This window comes from Flavobacterium amnicola, assembly GCF_004122165.1.
GTDB classification, from domain to species: domain Bacteria; phylum Bacteroidota; class Bacteroidia; order Flavobacteriales; family Flavobacteriaceae; genus Flavobacterium; species Flavobacterium amnicola.
This window is the reverse complement of sequence record NZ_SBKO01000001.1, coordinates 965,152-988,860: the sequence shown is the minus strand read 5'-3', so window position 1 is coordinate 988,860 and position 23,709 is coordinate 965,152. Positions and strand designations below refer to the sequence as shown.

The following is a 23,709-nucleotide window of genomic DNA, read 5'->3' as shown; positions in this document are numbered from 1 at the left end:
GGAGTTCAACTTAATCAAAAAGTGAAACTCCGTTTTTTTTTGACTAACATAGTTTATGATAAATTCCCGATTTTTGTTTTTATTCTTCTTGTAAAGCGTTCCAACCTCTTGCTTTTAGAGCAATTTTAGTATTGGCACGGGTCACCAAATGAATGCCTTCGCTGGCTTGAGTCATGTGTCCGATCACCGAAAAATTAGGATTCCCCTTTATTTTGTCGAAATCTTCCATTTTAATGGTAAATAACAATTCGTAATCTTCACCTCCATTTAAAGCAATGGTCGTACTATCGATGTTAAATTCTTCGCACACCGAAATAAATTGAGGGTCTAACGGAAGTTTGTCTTCGTATACATTACACCCGAGTGCCGATTGTTTGCACAAATGCATCACTTCTGAAGACAATCCATCAGAAATATCAATCATGGAGGTCGGTTGAATTTCTAGGGCTTTTAGAATCCCTTGAATGTCTTTTCTCGCTTCTGGTTTTAGTTGACGTTCTATTAGGTAGGTGTAATTATCTAAATCGGGTTGATTGTTCGGGTTGACTTGAAACACTTGCTTTTCCCTTTCCAACACCTGTAATCCCATGTAGGCCGCACCAATGTCTCCCGTTACGACTAATAAATCAGTTGGATTGGCACCATTTCTATAAACCAATTCTTCTGCATTAGCTTCTCCAATTGCGGTAATCGAAATAATTAATCCTTTTTGAGAAGAAGTGGTATCTCCACCAATAACATCTACATTATATTCTTTGGCAGCCAATGTAATTCCGGCAAATAACTCTTCTAACGCTTCCAAAGGAAAACGATTTGAAACGGCCACAGAAACGGTAATTTGTGTTGCTTTGGCATTCATCGCATAAATATCGGAAAGATTAGCTGTTACTGCTTTATATCCCAAATGTTTCAGTGGCATATACGCCAAATCAAAATGTACCCCTTCAATGAGTAAATCGGTAGAAACTACTGCTTTTTTATTGCTAAAATCTAAAACGGCCGCATCATCACCAATTCCCTTAAGAGTGGATTCATTTTTTATTTCGAAATGTTTGGTTAGATGTTCAATTAAGCCAAATTCTCCCAATTGTGAAATACTGGTGCGTTGAGGCGTTTTATCTTCTATCATAAATCTTTTATTTCTTTTAAGCCAACACTTCTCTAATTCTTCTGATCGCTTCAATTAATTGTGCTTCGCTTGTTGCATACGATAGTCGAAGGCAATTTGGATTTCCAAAAGCATCACCGGTAACTGTTGCAACGTTTGCTTCGGCCAATAAATACATTGAAAATTCTTCTGCATTATTAATCGTAGTACCACGAAGTGTTTTTCCGAAGAAAGAAGACACATCTGGAAACACATAAAAAGCACCTTCAGGCACGTTTAGTTTAATTCCTGGAATTTCTTTCATCAATCCCACTACTAAATCTCTTCGGCTTTTGAAAGCGGCCACCATCTCATTTAAAACAGAAGGGTTGGCTTCCACCGCAGCAATAGTAGCACGTTGTGCAATTGAATTGGCTCCACTGGTCACCTGTCCTTGCATTTTAGTACAAGCTTTGGCGATAAATTCTGGAGCACCAATATAACCAATTCTCCATCCTGTCATGGCAAAAGCTTTGGCCACTCCATTTACAGTAATTGTTCTATCAAACATTCCTGGAATAGAAGCAATACTGCAAAAGGTACCTGAAAAATTGATGTGTTCGTAGATTTCATCTGAAACGATGAATATGTTTGGGTATTTTTCTAATACTTTGGCTAATGCCGTTAGTTCTTCTCTGTTGTAAACCGATCCTGATGGATTACAAGGCGAACTAAACCACATCATTTTTGTTTTTGGGGTAATCGCCGCCTCCAACTGTTCGGGCGTAATTTTGAAATCGCTTTCTACAGAAGTGGGTACTTCCACCGGAATTCCTCCTGACAGTTTGATAATTTCAAAATAACTTACCCAGTACGGAGCAGGAAGAATTACCTCATCTCCATTATTTAACATTACTTGCGCAATATTGTATAAGGATTGTTTGGCTCCAGTAGACACAACAATATTAGCAGGTGCGTAGTCTAAATTATTATCACGCTTAAACTTTTTACAAATGGATTCCTTTAAATCTAAATACCCATCAACAGGTGTATAGGTACTGTAATTGTCATCAATCGCTTTTTTGGCAGCTTCTTTGATAAAATCAGGAGTATTAAAATCAGGTTCTCCTAAACTTAAACTGATGATGTCGATTCCTTGGGCTTTTAATTCTCTCGCTTTAGCGGCCATTGCCAAAGTCTGAGAGGTAGATAGATTGTTAATTCTGTCTGAAAGAAAATTCATTGTGTAAAATTTGATTGTGTTGTGTTTTATTTATGCTAAGGCTGGTTTTTGTCCCAATTCCTTTAAATGACGGAAATGAGAAACAACAGCTGCAGTCATGGTTTTATATTCGTAATAAGGCAAATTGCATTCTTGAGCCGTTTGCTTTACAATTTCAGCAATTTTCCCATAATGAATATGACTAATATGTGGAAAAATGTGGTGTTCAATCTGGTGATTTAATCCACCGGTATACCAATTCACCAACCAGTTTTTAGGCGCGAAATTTACGGTAGTAAACAATTGATGAATTGCCCAAGTGTTTTCTATTTCACCTTCATTATTCGGTTCTGGTGTTGTAGTATCTTCAATAATATGTGCCAATTGGAAAATAATACTTAAGATTAGTCCAGCGGTATAATGCATTACTACAAATCCAATTAAAACTTGCCACCATGCAATACCCAAAAGCATTGGAATTACCAACCAAATAGAGAAATAAATGATTTTAGTAATAATTAAAGTTGTCCAAAGTATTTTTGAACTACTTGGTTCTCCGTAAGACAATTTTCTTTTTAAGTAACTATACATTTGCTTAAAATCGGTGGTTAAACACCAATTAAAAGTCAATAAACCGTAAAGAAAAACAGAATAATAATGTTGGAATTTATGGAAGTATTTCCAATCGGCTGTTTTGCTGAAACGCATAATTCTACCCGCTTCTAAATCTTCATCATGACCCGGAATGTTCGTATAGGTATGGTGTAAAACATTATGTTGAACTTGCCAGTTGTAAACGTTTCCAGCTAAAATATATATACTTCCGCCCATGATTTTATTCAACCATTGTTTCGAAGAATACGAGCCATGATTTCCGTCATGCATCACATTCATGCCTACTCCAGCCATTCCAACTCCTATCACAATTGATAACAGTATATGTCCCCAGAAAGGTAAATCTAAGGTAAGAATTAGAAAATAAGGCGTCAAAAACAAAGCAAACATAACTATTGTTTTGAGGTGCAATTTCCAATTTCCTGTTTTTTGAATGTTATTTTCTTTGAAATAGTTATTCACTCTTGTATTCAAAGTTTTAAAGAACTTCATTGAATCCGTTCTAGAAAAAGTGGGGATATTTGTTTCCATAATCTTAACAATAAGCGCCAAAGGTAATTATTAAAAAATGTTTTTGACAAGGATTAACATAATTTTTCCAAACGAAATTGTGTAATTTTGTCAAAAATTTCAACTATGGAAGAAATACTAAAGTATTTTCCTAATTTATCTGAAGAGCAGATTTCTCAATTTCAAAAATTAGAAGCATTATATCACGATTGGAATGCCAAAATCAATGTTATTTCTCGAAAAGACATTGATGAATTGTACATAAAACACGTTCTACATTCACTAGCCATTGCAAAAGTTCAACCTTTCGAGCCTGGAACGTATGTATTAGATGTAGGTACAGGTGGCGGTTTCCCGGGTATTCCTTTAGCCATCTTGTTTCCTGAAACTCGTTTTTATCTAATAGATGTAATTGCTAAAAAAATAAAAGTAGTCCAAGCCGTAGCAGAAGGATTGGGCTTAAAAAATGTTAAGGCCGAACAACTTCGCGCCCAATTGGTAAAAGGAGATTTCGATTTTATTATAAGTCGTGCCGTGACCAACATGCCTGATTTTGTATCATGGATAAAAGACAAAATCAAAAAGCAAAACAAACACGAGCTATCCAATGGAATTTTATACCTAAAAGGTGGCGATTTATCAGAAGAACTAGCGGCGTTCCCAAAGGCAACTGAGTATAATATTGCCGAATTCTTTGCGCCCGAATTCTTTGAGACCAAAAAAGTGGTACATCTTCCTTTAAAATTTAAAGCTTAAAACAGATTTGCTTCACAACCTCTTAAAATCTCAATGATAATTAAATATTTTTTTTGTTAAAAAAATATGTTTAACTATTATTTTTGTGATTTTTTTAAAAATTATTTAAATTTGCTGCTGAAAAACCAAATTAATCATGAAACAAAAATTACTATTAATCTGCTTAACCATGTTAAGCATCAGTATTTATTCACAAAATAACTATTGGAAAAAAGCATCGGCCGAAAAAATTGCGTCGTTAGAAAAATTTGAAAGAGCCAATACTCCAGAAAAATTTGAATTATTTTCTTTGAATTTTCCGGCATTAAGAGCTTCCCTATTAAGCGCTCCATTAGACACTTCAGGTATGACGTCTACTACAGTGGTTGCTTTTCCTGATTATAGAGGAAAAATTTCTAACTATGTAATTTACGAAGCGCCAGTAATGGAAAAAGGTTTGTCGGACAAATACCCCGACATCAAATCGTATGTTGGAAAAGGTATTGATGACCCATCAGCAACCATTCGATTTAGTACTTCTCTTTTTGGACTACACTTAATGATGACATCAGGTGAAGCCGGAACGTATTACATTGACACCCAAACTAAAGACCTAAACAACTATATTGTGTATAGCAGAAATGACATTCGTAACTCAAGAACATTTACTTGTGAAGTTGAAGCTGGTCCTGAAGGAATGATCAATACTATTGATATCCCAACACAAAGAGCAACTGATGGTCGTTTTAGACAGTATCGTTTAGCAATGGCATGTACAATTGAATATGCTGCTTATCATGTTAATGCATCACCTCAAGTTGAAGTAACAGATGCAGAAAAAAAGGCAACCGTTTTAGCAGCTATGAACGTTACGATGACCAGAGTAAATGGTATTTATGAAAAAGACATGTCATTACGCATGAATTTAGTAGCAAACAATGATTTAGTAATCTTCATCAATTCAGATAGTTTTAGTAATGCCACTGCAACCTCATTGATTAATGAAAGTCAAACAGTAATTGATGCAAATATTGGTTCTGCAAATTATGATATTGGTCATACGGTTAGTACTGGTGGTGGTGGACTAGCACAATTAAACTCTCCATGTACTGCAAATAAAGCGAGAGGTATTACAGGCTCTCCTGCTCCTGTTGGCGATCCATATGATGTTGATTATGTAGCCCATGAAATGGGACATCAATTTGGTGGACCACATACCTTTAGTGGTACCGGAGGATCATGTACTGGTAATGGAAGTGCAGCAAATGCTGTAGAACCAGGTAGTGGCTCTACAATTATGGCCTATGCTGGAATCTGTACTAATAATGTACAACCAAACTCCGACCCCTATTTTCATGCAGTAAGTATTGCTAGTATGACTGCTTTTATGACGGGTACTGGAAATTGTGCCGCAAATGCACTGAACAACAACAATGTTCCTGTAATTGCTGCTTTAAGCAATTATAGCATTCCAAATGGAACCGCATTTGTTTTAACTGGAAGCGCAACTGATCCAGATGCTGGTGCAGCATTAACCTATTGCTGGGAACAAACCAATGCCGCTTCAGGGACAAATTTACCAACCTCTACTCAAACTACAGGTCCGATTTATCGCTCATTAAATCCTAGCACATCACCAAAACGTTATTTTCCAAAATTTTCCGATGTATTAAATGGAAATTTAAGTTCAGGTTGGGAAGTAACTCCAACTGTTGCGAGAACAATAAATTTCGCACTAGTTGTTAGAGACAATCAAGTACCAACTGGCGGACAAACAGCAAGAGCTAACATGACGGTAACAACTACCGCAAATGGACCTTTTACTGTAACAGCACCTGCTTCAGGGGCTTCTTGGAACACTAATAGCGCTCAAACCATTACTTGGAATGTAGCCAACACAACAGCCGCACCAATTAGTACCGCAAATGTTAATATTTTATTATCTACAGATAACGGAGTAACATTTAGCACCTTATTGGCGAATACTCCAAATGACGGAACACAAGTAGTAACCATGCCAGCTGTTCCTGCAGTAAATTGTAGAATATTAATAGAAGCAGTTGGAAATATTTTCTACGCAGTTTCTCCTAATTTTTCAATTGGATATACGGTAACCACAACTTGTAACACGTATACCGATTCTACAGCTTTACCATTTGTTGACCAAGCGCCTGGAAATTATACAACAAGAACGCTTAATGTTCCAATGACTGGATCAATAAGCTCTATAAAAGTAAGAAACGACATTACTCACACGTATTTATCTGACGTTCAAACTGACATCAGTAGCCCAGCGGCTCCAACTACTTTTGTTAAATTACTTAATAGAAGTTGTGGAAACACAAATGGAAGAGTAAATATGAATTTTGTTGATGGTGGTGGTGCAATTAATTGTGCTGGTGGTGCAACTTTACAAAATGTAGCACCAAGTGGCTCTTTAGCTTCATTCAATTCGCAAAACCCGAATGGAAACTGGACTTTTAGAGTATATGATAATTTCACTGGAGATACTGGAACTGTTAACACTTGGGCAATTGAAGTATGTACACAAGTAGTTGCCTTGTCAACTGAAAGTTTTGGAATCGATAATTTTGGAATTTTTCCAAACCCTAATAATGGAACCTTCACTGTTAAATTAACATCTAACAGCGCTAATAAAATAAAAGTTGGCGTTCATGATTTAAGAGGACGTTTGGTTTTTGAAAATGATTTTCAAAATACGGGTACATTCAATCAAGAAATTCAACTTGGAAATGTTCAGTCAGGAATTTATTTAGTGACTGTTCAAGATGGTGACAAAAAAGAAGTTAAGAAAATTGTAGTGGAATAATTTTATTATTTTCTATAAAAAAAACGCCCCCAACTGGGGCGTTTTTTATTTATCCTTTGTTTTGATCTTCGCAATTACTTGAGGCACTTCTTTTATTTTAAAATTGAAGTCAAAATCAACCGTTCCTTTTTTTTGAGACAATATTAAATTTCCTTCTTTTACATAGTAATAACCAGCGTACCCCTTACAAAAACAATGACGTCCATAAAGCATTTTTAGTTGTCCTAGCTCATTGTTTTTAAGATTGACTGAAGAAATCGAATGTTCAATCTCAAAGATAACTTCTTCTCTATAGGACCCATCTTGTAATCCTTCCGGAATATTTCTACTGTATTCAAATAGAACCACAGATTTAGACTTATTCGCTATAGTGTCAAAGTAAATTTTACCAAATTCATCTGCTTTGATAACTAATTCTTGATTGCTTAGCAATCGAACAGTACATTTTCCATCTTCAGGACATAAGGATTCTAAATCACTTATTTTTAATGATGCTTTATTGTTTTGTGAAGCGTCTAACTTACTTGATTTACAAGCCAACATCAGACTTGCAATGAACAGAACGTATAATGCTTTCATCCTTAAATTAATTTACTTTCCATTAAATTCAGTCATGGTATTGCCTAATCCTGCCAATACAAATGATTCGATCGCTTTGGAAGCCATTTCAAATCGTTCTGGGAGTTTGGCTTTTTCGTCTTCATCCCATTCGCCTAGAACATAATCAACTTGTCGTCCTTTTTTAAAATCGTCACTAATTCCAAATCGGAATCTTGGATATTCGGTCGTATTGAGCAATTGCTGGATACTTTTTAATCCATTATGACCTCCGTCGCTTCCTTTTGGCTTAATACGGATTGTTCCGAAAGGCAAATTCAAATCATCAGTAATAACCAGTATGTTTTCCTTGGCAATTTTTTCTTTTTCCATCCAATACGAAACGGCTTTTCCACTCAAATTCATATAAGTATTTGGTTTGAGTAAAATTAACGTTCTTCCTTTGATTTTTACTTCGGCAACCGCACCTAGTTTAGCGGTTTCAAATGCTGCAGCATGGTTTTTGGCCAAGAAATCAACTACTTTAAAACCAATATTATGTCGTGTATTCACGTATTCGGCACCTATATTTCCTAAACCAACTATTAAAAATTTCTTCATATCAATTACTACAGCCTTATCTGAATAAAAAATGCTATTCAACCAATTTTTCATCGTGCAAAAATAATTAAGTTCCCCTTGATTTTAAATTTAAATGATAAAAATTGTTAAAACATTATATTTCAATTAGTTAATTTACTAAATTTATATCTTTCAACATTGAGAACTTTTAAAATATTGTATCACTTAAAAATTAAAAGTTATGAATTTATCCAAAGAACTTAACAACGGAATAATGATTTTCATTGGAATAGGAATTTATTTCCTTTTGATGGAATTGCTGGGACTATCAGACATTTTTATTTTAAGATTACTGAATATATTCATTGTAGTATATTTCATAAACAAAACCATTAAATCAAATTATGTCGAAGGCAAGCTGGAATATCTTGACAATCTAATATCAGGAACATTGACCTCTTTAATTGGTGTAGCGTTAAGTGTTGCTGGGTTACTAGGATATATTTCACTCAAAGGAGGAGACGCCTATTTGATTAATTTATCGCAAAATTTTCTATTTGGTGGGGGAAATCCCTCTATGTATCAATTCTGTATCGGATTATTATTTGAGGGAATCGCGTCTTCCATTATAATTACTTTTACCTTAATGCAGTATTGGAAAGACAGACCATTAAGACACTTTTAATAATCTACCACCTTACTTGAAAAGATGTTTTCGCGATTTAGAATCGTCCTGAAAACATCTTTTTATTTCCAATAAGTTCTAATTTTAATTCGAATTATGTATTTTTGACCCACATAATACATACTACTTATGAGTGTCACGAGAAATAATTGGACAAAAGAGGAAATCATAGCTATATATAATAAACCCTTAATGGATTTGCTTTTTGAAGCGGCAAGCATTCACAGAGAGCATCATGATCCTAATGTGGTTCAAGTATCTACTTTATTATCCATCAAAACCGGTGGATGTCCTGAAGATTGTGGCTATTGCCCACAAGCAGCACGTTACCACACCAATGTAGAAGGGAATGATTTAATGAGTGTGAGTCAAGTAAAAGCACAAGCGCTACGTGCAAAAGCTTCCGGTTCTTCACGTGTTTGCATGGGAGCCGCCTGGAGAAATGTAAAGGACGGACCTGAATTTGATGATGTATTAGAAATGGTTCGTACCATCAACAAACTAGACATGGAGGTTTGTTGTACCTTAGGGATGCTTACTGAAAATCAAGCACACCGATTAGCAGAAGCTGGACTTTATGCATACAATCACAATTTAGATACTTCGGAAGAATATTATAAAGAAGTTATTTCCACTCGCGGTTTTGAAGACCGTATTCAAACCATTGAAAACGTAAGAAAAACAAACGTAACGGTTTGTAGTGGTGGAATTATCGGAATGGGAGAAACTATTGAAGACAGAGCTGGAATGTTAGTCGCTTTAGCTACCCTTAACCCACAACCTGAATCGGTGCCTATTAATGCACTTGTAGCAGTAGAAGGAACGCCAATGGAAGAGGAAAAACCTGTAGAAATTTGGGAAATGATTCGTATGGTAGCGACTACCAGAATTGTAATGCCTGAAACGCAAGTACGTCTTTCTGCGGGAAGAACCAATATGAGTAGAGAAGGACAAGCGATGTGTTTCTTTGCAGGTGCCAATTCTATTTTTGCAGGCGATAAATTATTGACTACTCCAAATCCAGATGTTAATGAAGACATGAAAATGTTTGAAATGTTAGGATTACAGGCGCAAAAACCATTTATCAAAGCAATGCAACCTAAAACGGTTGAAGCTTGTGATTCGGAATACCAATCCCTTGGTGAAAAACCCAAATGGACTAGACCTACACACACGATAGAAAGAAACCTTGAAGCTAGCGGAAAAGGTAAAAATTAATACCCATCAAAGGTGAATTTATTATTGTAAAATGAATCCTAATTTACTTTCTCAAATAAATTCACCTTCTGATTTAAAAAAATTAAATCGGGCACAATTACCACAATTGGCACAAGAACTTCGAAATTTTATCATCGATATTATTTCAAAAAAAGAAGGCCATCTTGGCGCTAGTCTTGGCGTAATAGAACTTACTATCGCGCTTCACTATATCTTTGACACACCTTCCGATTTATTAGTTTGGGATGTAGGCCATCAGGCCTACGGTCATAAAATTCTCACTGGAAGAAGAGACATCTTTCACACCAATCGTGATTTTGACGGTATTTCAGGCTTTCCAAAAAGAAGTGAAAGTGAATACGATGCTTTTGGTGTTGGTCATTCCTCTACTTCGATTTCGGCAGCCTTAGGGATGGCATTGGCTTCTCATCTCAAAAATGAATGGAACAAAAACCACATTGCAGTCATTGGCGACGCCTCTATTGCTTCAGGAATGGCTTTTGAAGCCTTAAATCATGCCGGAGTTACCAATGCAAATTTATTAGTCATTCTAAACGATAATGCTATTGGTATCGACCCGAGTGTAGGCGCTTTAAAAGAGTATTTTACCGCTGTTAAAAAAGGTGAAAATCACGAAGAAAACAACATTATTCGCTCGTTAAATTTTGAATATTCTGGCCCCATTGACGGACATGATTTTGAAACACTTCTAGCCGAATTATCAAGATTAAAAACCATAAAAGGCCCTAAGTTTTTACATGTCATAACCACTAAAGGAAAGGGATTACAATTGGCTGAAGAAAATCAGGTCAAATACCATGCGCCGGGAAAATTTGATGCCGTAACCGGGAAAATTTACCCGAAAGAAGAAGACAATTCTCCACCAAAATTTCAAGAAGTTTTCGGACAAACCTTGGTTGAATTAGCGAAAATAAACGAAAAAATTATAGGCATAACACCTGCAATGCCTACTGGCTCGTCTATGAATTATATGATGGACGTTTTTCCTGATCGCGCTTTTGATGTCGGTATTGCCGAGCAACACGCTGTCACGCTTTCCGCAGGAATGGCTACACAGGGAATGGTTGTTTTTTGCAATATCTACTCTACTTTTTTACAGCGCGCCTATGACCAAGTGATACACGATGTAGCATTGCAAAATCTCCCTGTCATTTTTTGCTTGGACAGGGCTGGAATCGTTGGAGAAGATGGTGCCACGCATCATGGTGTGTTTGATTTGGCCTATTTGAGCTGCATTCCTAATCTTATTATTTATGCACCGCTAAATGAAATTGAACTGCGCAATATGATGTACACGGCGCAATTAGGATTGTCACACCCTGTCGCTATTCGCTATCCAAGAGGAAAAGGGTTTGTACAAAATTGGCATTTGCCGTTTCAAAAAGTAGAAATCGGAAAGTCCATTCAACTTGAAAACGGGAGTGATATCGCTATTTTATCAACAGGAACTATTGGAAATAATGTCACAAAAGCATTGAGTCAAGTCAACAGCAAAAACAATTTCTCACATTTTCATTTTCCTTTTGTGAAACCTTTAGACGAAGCAGCGCTACTTGATATTGGAAAGCATTATAAAAAAGTAATTACAATAGAAGAAGGAACTGTAAACGGCGGTTTTGGGAGTCTTGTCACTTCTTTTTTTCAAGAAAATGAAATCGCAATTTCGGTTAAAAAATTAGGAATTCCAGATGCATTTATCGAACAGGGAACCGTTCAACAATTGCACAAAATTTGCAAAATAGACGTCGAATCACTCGTTAATTATTTCACTACATGTTCATAGCGCCACAAAATACCGATTTATTACTTTCGGAAGCACAGAAAGAAGAATTGTATCTCAAATTAATCGAGCAAATTAATAAGGATTTTACGTTGGCTAATGAGAATGTCGATTTTCAAGTTTCTATAGCGCCAATCGACTTAAAAATACAGTTACACGAAAAAATCTACCGATTGATCCAACATAAATTCGCCGAATATCTTAACTTGCTGTACATTATCGATGTTCCAGAAAATGAAATTAAGAAATTAGACGGTTCTGATATTTCAGAACTAGCCGAACAAGTCGCTTTTTTGATTCTGAAAAGAGAATGGCAAAAAGTATGGTTTAGAAATCGTTATTAAAAAGACACCTATATGAAAACTTCCTTTACATTACTTGCACTTCTAGTTAGTAGTTTTTATTTCGCACAAACAAAAGAAACTTCTGAAATTAAAGTATTGTTAGACAATTGGCACAAAGCGGCGGCAGAAGCCAAATTTGAACCTTATTTTAACGCCTTATCTGAAGAATCAATTTATATTGGTACTGATGCTACCGAAAACTGGAACAAAAAGCAATTTGCGGCGTTCGCCAAACCTTATTTTGATCAAGGCAGGGCTTGGGCTTTTACCGCATTGGAAAGACACATTTATGTTTCTAAAGACAAAAAAACCGCTTGGTTTGATGAATTATTAAACACTCAAATGAAAATTTGCAGAGGTAGTGGCCTTCTAATTAAAGAAGGACAAGATTGGAAAATCAAACACTATGTTTTGTCGATGACAGTTCCAAATGACAACATGAATGAGGTAGTAAAAATTAAAGCACCTTTAGAAGATGCTTTGATGGAAAAACTAAAATAATTCCATTTATCGTTTTAGGGAAAAATGTCCTTTTACTTCTCTAGAGTCAGCTAAAGTAAAACTGTACCAATAATCAGTAGCGGTAACCGCTTTTCCATTGTAGGTACCATCCCAACCCATTTCTTTAGTAGTGATTTTTTTCAATACTTTCCCAAATCGATCAAAAATAGCTATGGAAATCGTTTCACTAGTATCAATTATTCCTTTGATGTTCCAATAGTCGTTAAACCCATCATTATTGGGCGTAAAAAAATTGGGAATACTTAGTATTGCGATTTCTTCAGAAACAATACCACATCCATTTTTATCTCGAACATAGACTGTATGTTTACTTGCTGAAACACTTTCAAAATAATTACTGTCCTGATATGGGCCGTCAATATTATCTAAAGCATATTCATAACTACCCAAACCTATTACATACACTCTAATAGAACTATTGGAAGCAAATTGGGGTGATTCCATTTTTATAATGGTGGCAATGCTTGATTTCAGAATGTTTTTATTGCTTTCGGCACTACAGCCATTTTCATTGGTTACCACTACCTTATAATTTCCTGTTTTGGTAATTGCTAATTCGTTTGTAATTTCGTTTTCAACTTCAATAGTATCTATAAACCATTTATAAGTATATAATCCACTTGAATTAGTCACAAGAGCTTTAATTTTTTGATTGTTATCACAAACAACATCTTCACTAACAAGCAAAATATTGGGTAGCGCTACGATGCTGTTTGGAAGATTAAAAACATTTTTACAATCGGGATTGTTTATAAAATTAACTTCGGCTATCAAACTTAAATTTGAAACCGTTAAAGGGTTCGGTAACGGATTGGGTAACGGCTGATTGTTGGCGTCATAAATTGTCAAATTAACATCCGATTGGCTTCCTACAATATCGCTAAATAAAGTGGTGGTATCTACAGTATAAGTCCCATCATTATTATCACAAAACTTCAAAATCGGAATCGTAACCGTTGGCGGACTAGAAACAAAAACTTTTTTTGTAATGGTACTATCTCCAAAATTACTACTTACGATTGCTGTAATTGTATATTCACCAGGGACGGTATACACATGAGAGGCTGTAATACTGTTTGCTGTAGTTCCATCGCCAAAGTCCCATAAAATCGAGTTAACTGTTTCGTTGGCTTCCACACTAAAATTAGTGGATTCTCCTAAACAGGTGTTTTCAGAAATGATTTCGGAAGTAAATAAAAACGATTGATTGAAAACAGGCAAACCTTGAAATGATAATTTCCCCAGCAAATCAACCCCATTGACCTGATAATTACATCCGGAACCACTAACATTAGGACTATTGATAACGCTTAAAAAATTAGAATTAAACAAGGCCACGTATATTTTACCATCAGGACCCATTTGCAACGAGGAAGGTTGCTCTGGTTGCGTAGAAACCGTTATGATAGAAGCTGGAATCGAAACAGCGTTCAAATTGAATTGATATACCTTTCTTTGTGTGGCATTGGAAACATATAAAAATTTATTATTGGAAGAAAACTCCACTCCATACATTTCACCTGGCTCATTTAATAAAAGAATCGGATTGGAAAGCACACCGGTTGTGGTGTTAAAATCGAATAAATCCAATTGCCCTAGACCTGAAGAACACGCCGCTAATTTTTTTCCATTGGAAGAAATTTTCATGGTCCCTCTTGTCACATCAACATTTCCCGTATAAACGGGGCCTACTGCTGTATTTACTGGTGTCGCATTTAATCCAGATGTTGTCAATTCAAATGTTTTAAAAAGATTTGTACCCCAATCATGAGTGACAATCCAATAATTAAAATCATCCGATTTTTTTATCACCGCTAATTTTTCACAGGTAGGACCATACACGAATACATTTTTAGCTACCACTGCTCCAAGTCCACCTTGAGCATCAATATCCACCACAGAATAACTAAATCCATTGGATCCGGCAGTCGCATCAATCGTAAAAATATAATACAAATTAATAGAGCCCGGCTTGGGTACTATTGTTGCTGATTGTGTAGACGAATTATGCCCAAACAAAGCACTCCCGTTTTGCATGATTACATGATTTTTATTCCAAACCGTAACTCCATCGGTATAAAAAAGTAATTCTCCAACTTCATTGCTTATGGTGGCACAACCTTCAATATTATTTGTTTGTCCATTAGTGACTGCTACCGGTACTCCTGAATTAAAATCTAAACCTGCACCCCCTCCAAAATACCAATAATTAGCCTCTCCTTGTGCCAAAGAAGTTTGAAAAACCAATAAAAATAGTATTCTTTTGAGTAGTTGCATGTTTTTAATAGATATGCTCTTTTAGCCGCTGAAACATTTCAACAGTCATATTTTCCAAGTTGAAATCATTATTCCAACCCCAGTCTTTTCTCGCTGAAGAATCATCAATACTGGCCGGCCAGCTATCGGCGATTTTTTGACGGAAATCAGGCTCGTAGTTGATGCTAAAATCAGGATAATGTTTTTTAATTTCAGCTGCAATTTCTTTCGGAGTAAAACTCATTCCTGACAAATTATAGGAAGAACGAATTTTAATTTGTTCCGCAGGTGCTTGCATGATATTGATGGTTGCTTTGATCGCATCGTCCATATACATCATTGGCAAACCTGAATTTTCTGATAAAAACGAGGTAAATTTACCTTCCGTAATTGCTTTGTGATAAATATCGACTGCATAATCGGTCGTCCCACCGCCTGGAGGTGAACTCCAACTAATCAAGCCCGGATAACGCAAACTTCTTACATCTACTCCGTATTGTTTGTGGTAATATTCACACCAACGTTCACCGGTTTGCTTACTAATTCCGTACACCGTTGAAGGTTCCATAATGGTATATTGTGGCGTATTTTCTCGTGGAGTTGTCGGTCCAAAAACAGCAATACTAGAAGGCCAATATATTTTTTTGATTTTTCCGGCTTTGGCTAAATTGAGCACATGGAAAAGAGAATTCATATTCAAATCCCAAGCAAAAGCTGGATTTTTTTCTGCGGTCGCCGACAGTAACGCCGCCATCAAATACACATCGGTAATTTGATATTTTTCGATAAGATGCTCAATTTGGTTATAATCTAATGCATTTACAACTTCGAAAATACCATCATTAACTACATCGATATTTAGTTTTCTAATATCGGAAGCAACCACGTTTTCGTTGCCATAAATTTCTCGAAGTTTTTGAGTAAGTTCGGTACCGATTTGCCCGCAAGCACCAATTATTAATATTTTTGTGTTCATAGTAGTTAATTTGGTAGACAAATATACCAAATAATCTGAATGTATTTCTTAAGATATTTAACACTTTTGACAACCTAAAAACAAAAATCGTACTTTTGTACTCTCAAAGAAATTAGTAAATGAAACTACCAATAGTATATAGCTTAATGGCACTTTTTTTATTTTCATCTTGTAAAGAAGACACCAAGGTGCGCGAAATGGAAATTTTAAAAGCCAAAAAAGAAAAAGAATTAGTTTTCAATGCTATTGATAAAGCCTGGAATTTTCCTGCTCGAAACCTTACTCCTGAATCGCAAATTATCGCTACAAGTTGGAACGAATGGCGATTATTTAATAACGAATTGCAACAAAAACCCGCTTCGACAATAAATGCCTATAAAGTAAAAACGAAGAGTTTAGTACAAAAAGCAGATGTACTGGAAGGTTCTATTCCAACGCGATTAAACAAACCTAAATTTAAAAGTCGTTTGGCAGCTTTAATCACCAAGCTAAAAGCACTAAATATGTTTTTAAATATCGATCGAATTCCTGAAAAAAGAGTAATCGCTATGGTTACCGATTTAAATCTAGAAGTCAATGCCATTAATGACCAAATTGAGGAAATCGTTCGCCGAAGTCATATTCCACTAGAAGATGGGGAAGCCATTATGATTAAAAACATTGGCGGAAAAACAGACGAAACTTCTCCGGTGCCTGAAACTGAATTACCAACTCAAGGTGTAAAATCCTTTGAAGAAATAAAGTAATTCTGTTTTAAAACTAACAATTATCATATTTAGAAGAATTTTAATTCTTACTTTTGCAATCTTAATTCAATCTAAATAAGTGAAACTAAATTTAGCACAATTACAAGTGGGTCAAAAAGGGATTATTGATGATTTCGATATCGACAAAGTTCCTTTGAAATTACTTGAGATGGGTTGTTTACCAGGAAACGAAGTGCAATTATTACAAGTTGCTCCTTTTGGTGATCCCTTATATTTGATTGTGGATGATTCACATTTAGCCATTCGATTAGAAACCGCGGAAGCCATTACTATTTCCATTACTAACCCATCTTAAAATGAAAGTTGGAAATATAAACATCGCTTTAATTGGAAATCCGAATGTTGGAAAAACCTCTGTTTTTAACCAATTAACAGGACTTAACCAACAAGTTGGAAACTATCCAGGTATCACAGTAGAAAAGAAAGTAGGCGTTTGTAAACTCGCTTCCAACCTTAAAGCAACGATTCTTGATTTACCCGGAACGTATAGCTTGAATGCAAGTTCACTGGACGAAAATGTCGTTATCGAACTCCTTTTAAATAAAAATGACAAAGACTATCCGGATGTTGCTATTGTAGTGACAGAAGTGGAAAATCTAAAAAGAAATTTACTCCTTTTTACCCAAATTAAAGATCTTGAAATTCCGACGATTTTGGTGATCAATATGGCGGATAGAATGACATACAAAGGCATTTCATTAGATATTCCGTTTCTGGAGAAAACACTCAAAACCAAAATTGCCTTAACTAGTTCTCGAAAAGGAGAAGGCATTGAAGAATTAAAAAATCTAATCGTCAACTTTAGAAGTATTCCAACCGAACCTTGTTTGAACGCTTCCGAAATCGACACCGATTATTTTGGAAATTTACGCCGTGCGTTTCCGAACCAATCACTTTATAAATTATGGTTGGTCATAACTCAAGATGTCAATTTTGTGAATTTAGACCGAAAAGAACTTCCAAACCCTTCTTTTACCAAATCGAAAGACCAACTCAAACGATTACAGCACAAGGAAACCATAAAAAGATACCAATTCATCAACGATACTTTGAAAGTGGGGCAAACTATCGATTTGTCAAGCGCCAAAGATTTGAGAAGTACTTTCGACCGCATTTTGATGCACAAGGTCTTTGGTTATGTCATTTTCTTCTTGATTTTAATGGTTATTTTCCAAGCTATTTTTGATTGGGCGAGTGTTCCTATGGATTTTATTGATAGTAGTTTTGCCTCTTTGGCTTCTTGGACAACCACTATTTTGCCAAAGGGAATTCTAACCGATTTAATTACCCAAGGTATCATTCCGGGACTTGGGGGAATTATCATTTTTATTCCACAAATTGCGTTTCTGTTTTTGTTTATTTCGATTTTAGAAGAAAGTGGTTATATGAGCCGCGTGGTGTTTTTAATGGATAAATCGATGCGTAAGTTTGGATTATCGGGTAAAAGTGTCGTGCCATTGATTTCAGGCACAGCTTGTGCTATTCCAGCCATTATGGCAACTAGAAATATTGAAAACTGGAAAGAACGTCTGATTTCTATTTTAGTGACGCCATTCACCACTTGTTCGGCAAGATTACCGGTGTATGCTATTATCATTTCGATGATTGTACCGAATAAACGCATTTTATACCTTTTCAACATGCAAGGTTTTGCCTTAATGTTCATGTATTTGATTGGTTTTACTATGGCTTTTATTTCAGCTTATGTGCTGCATAAAACCTTAAAAATAGAGTCGAAATCGTATTTCGTTGTTGAAATGCCCAATTACAAAATGCCGATGTTTAAAAACGTAGCGATAAATGTGATTGAAAAAACCAAATCATTCGTTTTTGGTGCCGGAAAAATCATCATGGCCCTTTCTATCGTTTTATGGTTTTTAGCTTCTTACGGCCCTGGCGATAATTTCAAAAATGCTGATAAAATTGTCACTTCTCAAAAAGTGGCTCCTGAGCATTTGGAATCTAAGATTGCCTCATTTAAACTAGAAAATTCCTATATTGGAATTATGGGTAAAACCATTGAACCGGCTATTGCTCCTTTGGGATACGATTGGAAAATTGGTATCGCCATTGTGACATCCTTTGCCGCAAGAGAAGTTTTTGTGGGAACTTTAGCTACTATTTACAGTATTGAAGATTCTGAAAACCAAGAAGTTACCATAAAGCAAAAATTAGCCGAAGAAATCAATCCGAGAACGGGTGAAAAACTTTTTAATCTGGCCTCAGGAATTTCCTTGTTGTTGTTTTATGCTTTTGCCATGCAATGCATGAGTACATTAGCCATCACTAAAAAAGAAACCAATTCCTGGAAATGGCCTTTAGCACAGTTAATTTTCATGTCGGGGTTTGCGTATTTAACCGCATTAATTGCGTATCAATTACTACGATGATACAAGAAATAATCGCAATAGGTTTATTAATTATCGCAGTTTTTTTTCTGTACAAAAAATTCTTTGGGAAAAAGAAACCGAAAAACAATTGCGGGAACGATTGCGGTTGCAATTAGTGTTTCCATACAATTAACGACAACTATTTAAAATCCTAGAATTGCTTTGGCAATAGAAAAGTAAATCAAGATTCCGCAAATATCATTACTAGTAGTAATAAACGGTCCGGTAGCCAAAGCGGGATCGATTCCGAATTTATCAAGCAACAATGGGATGGAAGTACCAATCAGGGAAGCAATTATAATTACGGATATTAAAGAAACCGTTACGGTAATTCCTAAATTAATATCTACTCCAAGTAGGAAATGACTTCCTGTAAATAAAATGACGGCAAGTATTGTTCCGTTTAGTAAGCTCAACGAAATTTCTTTTAGTAATCGGTTTAAGATGGAACCACTAATGGTATTATTGGCCAAACCTTGCACTATAATTGCCGAAGATTGCACCCCAACATTTCCAGCCATCGCGGCAATAAGCGGTGTAAAGAAAAATAATCCACCGTGGTCTTTCATGGCACCTTCGAACAAACCTAGTAATTTCACCGAAATAAAACCTCCAAACAAGGCCAAAACTAGCCAAGGCAAACGTGCACGGGTGAGTTCCAGAATACTATCATCCGCCTCTACGTCTTGCGAGATACCTGCAGCTAACTGGTAATCTTTATCGGCTTCGTCTTTAATTACGTCTACAATGTCATCAATGGTAATACGTCCTACCAAACAGCCCATTTCATCTACTACCGGAATGGCTTCCAAGTCATACTTTTGCATGATACGAGCGACCTCAACATCTTTAGTATCTACTTTTACATAGTCCACTTTTTTGATGTATACTTCACTAATCGGTGTTTTGGTAGAAGTCGTCAATAAATCTTTTAGCGAAAGACGTCCTTTTAATCGATCTTCATCATCCACCACATAAATAGAATGTACGCGTTGCACATGTTCCGCTTGATGACGCATTTCTTTGACACAAGTCAGTACATTCCAATTTTCATTAACTTTCACCAACTCCTTCCCCATTAATCCACCTGCCGTATCTTCATCGTAACGTAAAAGTTCGACAATATCTTTAGCGTGTTCAACGTCTTCTAACTCGGAAATTACCTGTTCCTTTTTAGATTGCGGTAATTCGGCAATAATATCAGCCGCATCATCGGTATCTAACTCGTCAATTTCTTCTGCAATTTCTTTGGCAGAAAGGTTACGAAGGATTTTTTCACGCACCTCATCATCTAATTCCAAAAGGGCTTCGGAAGTCGTTTCAGAATCGAGTAATTTAAAGACATAACTGGCACCGTAATCATCCAGTTCATCCAAAATATCAGCAATATCAGCAAAGTGAATATCCTGCAACAAGACTTCTAGTTCTTGCGCACGATTTTCGGTAATAAGTTGCTCCACTTGAGCAATAAATTCTTGGCTGATTTTAAACTCCATCGGCTGCGATTTTTTGAGTGAGTTCTATGAATTGTTCGACCGAAATTTGTTCCGGACGGAGGTCAAAGATACTATCATTTCGCAAACTATCCGAAAGGTTTAGCGATTTTAAACTATTTCTTAATGTTTTTCTGCGTTGATTGAAAGCCGTTTTCACCACAGTAAACAATAATTTTTCGCTGCAAGGCAACTGGTAATTTTCTTTTCGAATCATTCGCATCACACCCGATTTTACTTTGGGTGGCGGTGTAAACACGTGTTCATCAACGGTGAACAAGTATTCCACATCATAAAAAGCTTGCGCCAGTACCGATAAAATACCATAGACTTTACTTCCTTTTTTGGAGCAAATACGTTCGGCGACTTCTTTTTGAAACATTCCAGAAAATTCGGGAATTTGATCACGAAGTTCCAAGGTTTTGAATACAATTTGGGTCGAGATATTGTAAGGGAAATTTCCAATGATGGCAAAAGGTTCATTACCTAAATCCTTAGAAATATCATATTTTAAAAAATCTTGAGAAATGATTTTATCACTTAATTTTAAATAATGCGTACGCAAATAGTCCACCGATTCGGTATCGATTTCTATCACGTAGGTCTCAATGGGTTTATCGAGCAAATATTTGGTCAAAACACCCATACCTGGACCAATTTCCAATACTTTTTTATAGCCGTTAAGGGTTAAAGAATCAGCAATGCGTTGTGCGATGCTTTCATCGTTAAGGAAATGCTGTCCGAGGTGTTTTTTTGCTTTTACTTTATCCATTATTTAGACTTCTTGGATGGTTAGATAATTAGACTTCTAGCTTGTTAATTTTTAGATTCAAAAGAATCTAAGTTAGTCTGCAAAGTCTAAGCAAGTCTAACTTTCTATTTTTAGTGTTCTGAAATCAATTCCAATTCCGTGCGAAACGCCAACATTTTGTCTCCAAACAACTGATGTCCTTCTTCGCGAAGTCTTGGCGCATCTTCGGTATAATATTTTTCTAGGGTTTCTTTACTATCGGTAGTGTATTGAATGGAATACGTGGTTCCTCCCATTTCTTCTTCTACTAAAACTTTCACCATACGCGCGGATGTAAATTTTCCTGTTGCCAAAACATCGGCAATGTGTTTGTTTTGCATCCAATGCATCCATTGGTCGTGCACGCTTTCGTGTATGTTGATGGTAACGTTATATAATATCATATTTTTGGATTATTAGACTTCTTGGATAGTTGGACTTCTTAGACATTTTAGATTGCTGTCTAAAAGGTCTAATTAATCTAAAAGTCTAAGTAGTCTTAATTTATAAATTGGCATCTCCTCGCAATTTCCTATAATTGTTTTGAGATTCTACAAAGTAAATACTATCTTGATGATTGAACAAGATTTTCTCGTATAAACTCTTTGCTTTTTCATTGTCTAGAATGTGTTTCCTATTAATTTCTGCCGAATAGAACAAGGCTTCGTCTATATAGATGTCTTCGGAATGCTTGTCGATGATTTGTTGGTAATAGGATAATGCTTCGGTAAATTGATTTTGCTTTTCATACAATTCGCCTATTTTAAGCAAGGTTTCATCCTCAATAGCTTCGCCTTTATGTTGTTCCAAAATAGCTTTAAAAGCTTGTAAAGCTTCGGTGTTTTTGTTCTGGTAGGCAAGAAAATCGGCTTTTGCGAATTTTTTCAACGCTACTTGTGTCGAATCCTCAACCGTATTATCGGAAATTAATAAAAAGTATTCCATGGCATCGTTGGCAATCAACTGCGAAGTAGAGGACTTATGCACTTTAAACTGTTTTTGTGCCCATTCGAAATCGCCTTTAAAATAACTGGCTTTTGCCATTTTTAAGCTGGCTTGGTGCGCTACTTGATCATTTTCTAAGTCGCTTTCAACTTGGGCATAATAGATGATGGCTTGATTGAATTTTTCGTCCAACAATAAAATATCAGCCAATTCTAGTTTTACTTCCGCTTTTTGATAAATGTTCAACGGCAAATCCAAAGCTTTTGTGAGCGTATTTTTAGCCGAATCAAATTGCTTCAAATAAAAAGCATCAAAATGTGCTTTTAGAATTTGCAATTTAATGGTAGTGGAAGACCATCCATACTGCTGTAACAAGGCAGCTATTTTTTGAGAAATAACTGGATATTCTACCGTAGTTGCTTTTTCGATATCCATTTCCAATACAGCACAATTGACATCAATAATTACATCGGGATGTTGGGTATTGGCCAAAACAAATTCTAGAATTTCTCGTTCCACCAATTTTTCCTTTTCTCCTGAGGCTAACCTAGCTAGACTTAAGATTTTATCAAAATTATCGGGACTTCTTTTATAAATTGCTTTTTCTTGAATGAATGCTTTTCCATACTCTTTTTGGGTCACAAAATACCAACTCATGAATTCGTTCCAGAAAATATCTTGTGTTTTTTGCGTGCGAAGCAACAAGGCTTTTCGCAAAGCATCCGAAAACACTTTAGTATGATCTTCTGTAAGAAAACGTTGTAACGAATTTTGAACCAAAACAATATTGGTCGGGAACTTATAAGCATAATCCACCAATGAATTAATCATTAAATCGATGTTTCCCAATTGCCCTTGTAACATGGCGATTTGATAATCGAAATTAACGTTTGGATTTAATTGCTGTCCTAATTGATACGCTTGAACGGCCTGAGAAATCAATGTTTTTTGTTCAAAATCTCGCGCCACTGCATAAACATTATCTGGATTTTCGTTTATTTTATTTAAAGCAATCTTGTAATTTTTATCGGCTTTATCCTGCATTTTTTGCAATTGATAATTATAGCCCAATTCGACAAAGAGATTCGGGTATTTAAGTCGGCTAATACGAGATTGGATGATTTCTTCCGCTTTTTCGAACTGCTTCAATTGCTGATAACAAATTATTTCTTTTTGAAAAAATTGATAATTGTTTGGACTGCTTTTAACCAATTCTTCATAAATCAAAATGGCTTTGTCGAATTCCCCTCTATCAAAATAATTCTGAGCCAATTGCTCATTAGCAGGAGGTCGTTGTTGGGTATGCGCTTGCGGGTTACCTCCTGGCAAAGGCGTAACCGAAAATTCCTGCGCTACTACTAGCGAAGAGAACAACAATAAAATACTTACAAAAATCCGCATAAT

The 23,709-nt window shown here is 35.8% G+C and carries 21 protein-coding genes; 10 read left to right on the top strand and 11 right to left on the bottom strand.

Annotation, left to right across the window (positions count from 1 at the left end; all coding sequences use genetic code 11):
- Positions 1–79 precede the first annotated feature (79 nt).
- Genes thiL through EQG63_RS04375 form a run of 3 tightly spaced genes read right to left on the bottom strand, consistent with a single transcriptional unit; the run spans position 80 to position 3,455 of the window.
- The gene (gene thiL / locus EQG63_RS04385) at positions 80–1,129 is read right to left on the bottom strand and encodes a thiamine-phosphate kinase (protein WP_129434808.1); all 1,050 of its coding nucleotides are present in this window, start codon (positions 1,127–1,129) and stop codon (positions 80–82) included.
- Between the two features lie 16 nt (positions 1,130–1,145).
- Complete coding sequence (locus EQG63_RS04380; protein ID WP_129434806.1) at positions 1,146–2,330, bottom strand: pyridoxal phosphate-dependent aminotransferase; 1,185 nt, start codon at positions 2,328–2,330, stop codon at positions 1,146–1,148.
- 30 nt (positions 2,331–2,360) lie between these two features.
- Entirely contained in the window at positions 2,361–3,455 is a 1,095-nt protein-coding gene (locus EQG63_RS04375; protein ID WP_129434804.1) for a fatty acid desaturase family protein, read from the bottom strand.
- Positions 3,456–3,560: 105 nt separating this feature from the next.
- On the opposite strand from EQG63_RS04375, the gene rsmG reads away from it, so the two are divergent.
- Positions 3,561–4,190: a 16S rRNA (guanine(527)-N(7))-methyltransferase RsmG gene (gene rsmG, locus EQG63_RS04370; RefSeq protein ID WP_129434802.1), complete on the top strand. Its 630-nt coding sequence runs from the start codon at positions 3,561–3,563 to the stop codon at positions 4,188–4,190.
- Between the two features lie 136 nt (positions 4,191–4,326).
- Positions 4,327–6,999 (top strand): zinc-dependent metalloprotease, encoded by a 2,673-nt coding sequence (locus EQG63_RS04365; RefSeq protein WP_129434800.1) that lies wholly within the window; start codon positions 4,327–4,329, stop codon positions 6,997–6,999.
- 45 nt (positions 7,000–7,044) lie between these two features.
- On the opposite strand, the gene EQG63_RS04360 is transcribed toward EQG63_RS04365, so the two are convergent.
- The gene (locus tag EQG63_RS04360; protein ID WP_129434798.1) at positions 7,045–7,578 is read right to left on the bottom strand and encodes a hypothetical protein; all 534 of its coding nucleotides are present in this window, start codon (positions 7,576–7,578) and stop codon (positions 7,045–7,047) included.
- A 12-nt stretch (positions 7,579–7,590) separates the two neighbouring features.
- Positions 7,591–8,157 carry an aminoacyl-tRNA hydrolase gene (gene pth / locus EQG63_RS04355; protein WP_129434796.1) on the bottom strand — a complete coding sequence of 189 codons (567 nt, stop codon included), beginning with the start codon at positions 8,155–8,157 and terminating at the stop codon, positions 7,591–7,593.
- Between the two features lie 202 nt (positions 8,158–8,359).
- On the opposite strand from pth, the gene EQG63_RS04350 reads away from it, so the two are divergent.
- The 5 genes from EQG63_RS04350 (at position 8,360) to EQG63_RS04330 (ending at position 12,667) form a co-directional block, all read left to right on the top strand.
- Positions 8,360–8,803: a hypothetical protein gene (locus EQG63_RS04350; RefSeq protein WP_129434794.1), complete on the top strand. Its 444-nt coding sequence runs from the start codon at positions 8,360–8,362 to the stop codon at positions 8,801–8,803.
- 129 nt (positions 8,804–8,932) lie between these two features.
- A complete protein-coding gene (gene bioB / locus EQG63_RS04345; RefSeq protein WP_129434792.1) occupies positions 8,933–10,021 on the top strand; it encodes a biotin synthase BioB in 1,089 nt (362 codons plus the stop codon).
- A gap of 31 nt (positions 10,022–10,052) precedes the next feature.
- A complete protein-coding gene (locus EQG63_RS04340) occupies positions 10,053–11,825 on the top strand; it encodes a 1-deoxy-D-xylulose-5-phosphate synthase (RefSeq protein ID WP_129434790.1) in 1,773 nt (590 codons plus the stop codon).
- Positions 11,816–12,166 carry a hypothetical protein gene (locus tag EQG63_RS04335; RefSeq protein ID WP_129434788.1) on the top strand — a complete coding sequence of 117 codons (351 nt, stop codon included), beginning with the start codon at positions 11,816–11,818 and terminating at the stop codon, positions 12,164–12,166. Before EQG63_RS04340 ends, EQG63_RS04335 begins: the two co-directional genes overlap by 10 nt.
- Positions 12,167–12,178: 12 nt before the next feature.
- Entirely contained in the window at positions 12,179–12,667 is a 489-nt protein-coding gene (locus EQG63_RS04330; RefSeq protein ID WP_129434786.1) for a nuclear transport factor 2 family protein, read from the top strand.
- Positions 12,668–12,673: 6 nt separating this feature from the next.
- Here the strand turns inward: EQG63_RS04330 and EQG63_RS04325 are convergent, their stop codons facing one another.
- Both EQG63_RS04325 and EQG63_RS04320 read right to left on the bottom strand, forming a co-directional pair.
- Entirely contained in the window at positions 12,674–14,965 is a 2,292-nt protein-coding gene (locus tag EQG63_RS04325; RefSeq protein ID WP_129434784.1) for a T9SS type B sorting domain-containing protein, read from the bottom strand.
- 4 nt (positions 14,966–14,969) lie between these two features.
- Positions 14,970–15,920, bottom strand: a complete 951-nt coding sequence (locus EQG63_RS04320; RefSeq protein WP_129434782.1) for an L-threonine 3-dehydrogenase — start codon at positions 15,918–15,920, stop codon at positions 14,970–14,972.
- Positions 15,921–16,039: 119 nt separating this feature from the next.
- Between EQG63_RS04320 and EQG63_RS04315 the strand changes: the two genes are divergently transcribed.
- The 3 genes from EQG63_RS04315 (at position 16,040) to feoB (ending at position 19,077) form a co-directional block, all read left to right on the top strand.
- Entirely contained in the window at positions 16,040–16,666 is a 627-nt protein-coding gene (locus EQG63_RS04315) for a hypothetical protein (RefSeq protein ID WP_129434780.1), read from the top strand.
- Between the two features lie 79 nt (positions 16,667–16,745).
- Positions 16,746–16,982, top strand: coding sequence for a FeoA family protein (locus tag EQG63_RS04310; protein ID WP_129434778.1), 237 nt, complete (start codon positions 16,746–16,748; stop codon positions 16,980–16,982).
- Between the two features lies 1 nt (position 16,983).
- Positions 16,984–19,077, top strand: a complete 2,094-nt coding sequence (gene feoB, locus EQG63_RS04305; RefSeq protein ID WP_129434776.1) for a ferrous iron transport protein B — start codon at positions 16,984–16,986, stop codon at positions 19,075–19,077.
- A gap of 143 nt (positions 19,078–19,220) precedes the next feature.
- Here feoB and mgtE read toward each other — a convergent pair whose 3' ends face one another.
- From mgtE to EQG63_RS04280, 4 genes are all read right to left on the bottom strand, one after another.
- On the bottom strand, positions 19,221–20,573 hold the full coding sequence (gene mgtE / locus EQG63_RS04295; protein ID WP_129434772.1) for a magnesium transporter: 1,353 nt from the start codon (positions 20,571–20,573) through the stop codon (positions 19,221–19,223).
- A complete protein-coding gene (gene rsmA, locus EQG63_RS04290; RefSeq protein WP_129434770.1) occupies positions 20,563–21,342 on the bottom strand; it encodes a 16S rRNA (adenine(1518)-N(6)/adenine(1519)-N(6))-dimethyltransferase RsmA in 780 nt (259 codons plus the stop codon). Before rsmA ends, mgtE begins: the two co-directional genes overlap by 11 nt.
- A gap of 110 nt (positions 21,343–21,452) precedes the next feature.
- On the bottom strand, positions 21,453–21,764 hold the full coding sequence (locus EQG63_RS04285; protein WP_129434768.1) for a DUF4286 family protein: 312 nt from the start codon (positions 21,762–21,764) through the stop codon (positions 21,453–21,455).
- A 100-nt stretch (positions 21,765–21,864) separates the two neighbouring features.
- The gene (locus tag EQG63_RS04280) at positions 21,865–23,706 is read right to left on the bottom strand and encodes a tetratricopeptide repeat protein (RefSeq protein WP_129434766.1); all 1,842 of its coding nucleotides are present in this window, start codon (positions 23,704–23,706) and stop codon (positions 21,865–21,867) included.
- Positions 23,707–23,709 lie beyond the last annotated feature (3 nt).